At 74.7% G+C, this 3,857-nt stretch carries 4 protein-coding genes and 1 pseudogene; all 5 read left to right on the top strand.

Annotated elements, in window-relative coordinates:
* Positions 1-390, top strand: a 390-nt coding sequence (locus tag L0B03_RS15030; RefSeq protein ID WP_250447245.1) for an aminotransferase class V-fold PLP-dependent enzyme, incomplete at its 5' end; no start/stop codon positions are given.
* Position 391: 1 nt separating this feature from the next.
* On the top strand, positions 392-1,546 hold the full coding sequence (solA, locus tag L0B03_RS15035) for an N-methyl-L-tryptophan oxidase (protein WP_250447248.1): 1,155 nt from the start codon (positions 392-394) through the stop codon (positions 1,544-1,546).
* Positions 1,543-2,136, top strand: coding sequence for a GNAT family N-acetyltransferase (locus L0B03_RS15040; RefSeq protein WP_250447250.1), 594 nt, complete (start codon positions 1,543-1,545; stop codon positions 2,134-2,136). The genes solA and L0B03_RS15040 overlap by 4 nt, the downstream gene beginning before the upstream one ends.
* 9 nt (positions 2,137-2,145) lie before the next feature.
* Positions 2,146-3,276 carry a tRNA 2-thiouridine(34) synthase MnmA gene (gene mnmA / locus L0B03_RS15045; RefSeq protein WP_250447253.1) on the top strand — a complete coding sequence of 377 codons (1,131 nt, stop codon included), beginning with the start codon at positions 2,146-2,148 and terminating at the stop codon, positions 3,274-3,276.
* Positions 3,273-3,857, top strand: a pseudogene (locus L0B03_RS15050) (hypothetical protein); the annotation flags it as partial. The gene mnmA and the pseudogene L0B03_RS15050, both read left to right, overlap by 4 nt.

Raw genomic sequence — 3,857 nt, forward strand, 5'->3', positions numbered from 1 at the left:
GGCTTGCGTGACGCCCTCGTCGCCGGGGTGCGGGACGGGGTGCCCGAGGCCGTGCTCCGCGGTCCTGAGCCCGGGGCCCCGGGCGCCCCGAACCCCGGCCGCCTGCCGGCCAACGCGCACTTCACCTTCCCGGGCTGCGAGGGGGACTCGCTGCTCTACCTGCTCGACAGTCACGGGATCGAGTGCTCGACCGGCTCGGCCTGCCAGGCCGGCGTGCCGCAGCCCTCGCACGTGCTCGTCGCGACCGGCGTCCAGGACCACGACGCCCGCGGGGCCCTGCGGTTCTCGTTGGGCAGCACCTCGACGGCCCACGACGTCGACGCCCTGGTCCGCGTGCTGCCCGAGGTGGTCGAGCGGGCTCGGGCCGCCGGTCTGGCGGGGGTGGGCTGAGGTGCGGACCCACGACGTGATCGTCGTCGGGCTCGGCTCGATGGGCGGTGCCGCTGCCATGGAGCTCGCCGGGCGCGGGGCGTCGGTCCTGGGCCTGGAGAGGTTCCGCCCCGGTCACGACCGCGGCTCGGCCCACGGAGGCACCCGCCTGGTGCGCCAGTCCTACTTCGAGGGGTCCGCCTACGTGCCCCTGCTGCGCCGCGCCTACGCAGGCTGGCGCGAGCTCGAGCAGGCCTCGGGGCAGGAGCTGCTGACCCTCTGCGGTGGCATCTACCTCGGTGACCCCGCCAGCGAGGTCGTGACCGGGAGCCTGGCCTCGGCCCGGGAGCACGGCCTGCCCCACGAGGTGCTGACCGCCGAGGAGGTCCGGCGGCGGTTCCCGACCATGGACCCCGCGTCGCACGCCGTGGGGGTGCTGGAGGACGCTGCGGGGTACGTGCGTCCCGAGCGGACCACCCGCGCCACCGTCGAGGTCGCACGCCGTCGCGGCGCGGAGATCCACCTCGAGGAACCTGCCCTCGGCTGGACCTCGACCCCCGGGGGCGGGGTCGAGGTCCGGACCGCCACCGGGACCTACGGGGCCGACCGGCTGGTCCTCTCCCCGGGGGCGTGGGCCCCCGAGCTGCTCGTGGACCTCCAGATCCCGCTGCGCGTCGAGCGGCAGATCTTCTGCTGGTTCACCCCCGCCTTCACCGCGCAGGCGCCGTACGAGGCGTACACCGACACCCGGCACCCGGTCTACGTCGAGAGCACCGACGACAACGGCACGATGTACGGCTTCCCGATGATCGACGGACCCGCGGGCGGTCTCAAGCTCGCCTACTTCCGCAACGGGGTCGAGACCACGGCCGAGACCGTCGACCGCACGGTCCGCCCCGAGGAGGTCGAGGAGGTGCGAGCCCGCGCCCTCCAGCTCTTCCCGCAGCTGACCGGACCCGTGGTCGACGCACGGACCTGCCTCTACACGACCACCCCCGACGAGCACTTCGTCCTCGGGCCGCACCCGTCGCACCCGCAGGTCGCGATCGCCTGCGGCTTCTCGGGCCACGGCTTCAAGTTCGTGCCGGTGGTCGGCGAGATCCTCGCCGACCTCGCCGTGCAGGGCCGCACGGACCACGAGATCGGCCTCTTCGACCCCACGCGGGTCCTCCGGTGACCGCGGTCGTCGTCCGCCCGGCCGTGCTCGAGGACGCCGAGGCGATCGCTCTCGCGCACGTCCGTGCCTGGCAGGGCGCCTACCGGGGGCTGATCGACCAGGACCACCTCGACGGCCTCGACCCCGAGCGCTACACCGCGGGGTGGCGCAGGATGCTGGGCGAGGGGCCCGACCCCGCCCGTGCCTGGGCGGGCCACGGGGCGACCACGGCCGCTCGGCAGGTGGTCGGGCTCCTGGACCACCGCGTGGTCGGCTTCGCGGGGTACGGGCCGTGCCGGGACGAGGACGGTTCGGGGCTGGGCGAGCTCTACGCGATCAACCTCCACCCGGAGGCGTGGGGCCGGGGCGTGGGCACGGCGCTCCTGGCTCGGGTCATCCTCGACCTGGCTCGTGCCGGCCTCGTCAGCGCTCGACTGTGGGTGCTGCCGGGGAACCGGCGCGCCCGGCGCTTCTACGAGGCACGCGGCTGGTCGTGCACCGGGGCCACCCGTGAGGCCGAGGTGAACGGCGTCACGTTGCCCGAGGTCGCCTACGAGCGGTCTCTGGCTGATGCCCGGCCGGTGGGCGGGGGAGTGCCGGACGGCCCGTAGTCTGGGCCCATGCGAGTGCTGGCAGCCCTGTCCGGTGGCGTGGACTCGGCCGTGGCCGCCGCGCGTGCGGTCGACGCGGGCCACGACGTCGTCGGTGTCCACATGGCCCTGTCCCGGAACCGGGACCAGTTCCGCACCGGCTCGCGCGGCTGCTGCTCGATCGAGGACGCGGGGGACGCGCGGCGGGCAGCCGACGTGCTGGGCATCCCGTACTACGTGTGGGACCTCTCCGAGCGCTTCGAGCAGACCGTGGTGGCCGACTTCCTCGCCGAGTACGAGGCCGGCCGCACCCCCAACCCGTGCGTGCGGTGCAACGAGCACATCAAGTTCGAGGCCCTGCTCGACAAGGGCGTGGCCCTCGGGTTCGACGCCGTCTGCACGGGCCACTACGCCCGGGTCGAGATCGCCCAGGACGGCACCCGGTCCCTGCTCCGTGCCCGCGACGCGGCCAAGGACCAGTCCTACGTGCTGGCCGTGATGGGCCCGGACCGCCTCGCGCGTTCGATGTTCCCCCTCGGGGACGTGCCCTCCAAGGAGCAGGTGCGTGCCGAGGCGGCCGACCGGGGGCTCGCGGTCTCGGCCAAGCCCGACTCGTACGACATCTGCTTCGTCGCCGACGGCGACACCCAGGGCTTCCTGCGCGACCGGCTCGGCTCCCGACCCGGTCCCGTGGTCGACGCCGAGGGCACGGTGGTCGGGGAGCACGACGGTGCGTACGCGTACACGGTGGGCCAGCGCAAGGGCCTGTCCCTGGGCCGTCCTGCCCCGGACGGTCGTCCGCGCTACGTCCTGGACGTCCAGACCTCGAGCAACACGGTCGTGGTCGGTGCTGCCGAGCTGCTCACGGTCCGGGAGCTCGAGGGCGACCGCGCCGTCTGGTTCGACCCTGCCCCCGAGCCAGGGGAGTGGTTCGGGTGCTCCGTGCAGGTGCGTGCCCACGGCACCCCGGTCGAGGCCCGCGCACGCCGCGTCCCGGTCCCTGCACCCGGGTCCTCGGCCGGGGTCGACGACGGCCCTCACCAGCAGGTCGAGGTGCACCTCGAGGACGGGCTGCGTGGGATCGCCCCCGGGCAGTCGCTCGTGCTCTTCGAGGGCGACCGGGTGATCGGGCAGGCCACCGTGACGGCGTCCCGCCGGTGACCGGGGTCAGCCTGCTGGGCCCGTGGCCCGGCGAGAGCGTCCTCGAGGCCCAGACGACGGTCCTGGGCGAGCTCACCTCCGTCCCCGAGGGCGTCCGCGGCCTGCCGTCGACGGTCCAGCTCCCTGCCCGGGGTCCGTGGGCGACCTCGGTCGCCCGGACCGCGGCGCTGCTCACCGACATGCCCGTGGAGATCGGCACCCACGGGTGGAAGCTCGCCGACAGGCCCGGGTTCGACCTCGAACGGACCTCCTCGCTGCTCCGGGAGGACCTCGACGCCCTCGCGATCGCCGGGCACGGCTACCAGGGCCCACTCGTGGTCTCGGTGCGGGGACCGTGGACCCTGTCCGCGATCCTCTACCTGGCCCGCGGCGACCGGGTCCTCAGCGACGCCGGGGCGGCCCGCGACGTCGCGTCCTCCCTCGCCGACGGGCTGGGAGGCCTGATGGCTTCGCTCCGCACGGCCGTGCCCGGGGCGCGCCCGGTGCTGGTGGTGCGCGAGCCGATGCTGCCCGACGTGCTCAGCGGCACCCTCGCGACCTTCTCCGGGCACGGGCGCCTGCCCGCCGTCCCCCTCGACGAC

The sequence above is a fragment of the Actinotalea sp. C106 genome, from assembly GCF_023630195.1.
In the GTDB taxonomy this organism is placed as follows: Bacteria; Actinomycetota; Actinomycetes; order Actinomycetales; family Cellulomonadaceae; genus Actinotalea.

What these genes read in the sequence shown, in the direction of transcription:
- mnmA (WP_250447253.1), top strand. Translation starts at nt 2,146, where the DNA reads ATGCGAGTGCTGGCAGCCCTGTCCGGTGGCGTGGACTCGGCCGTGGCC.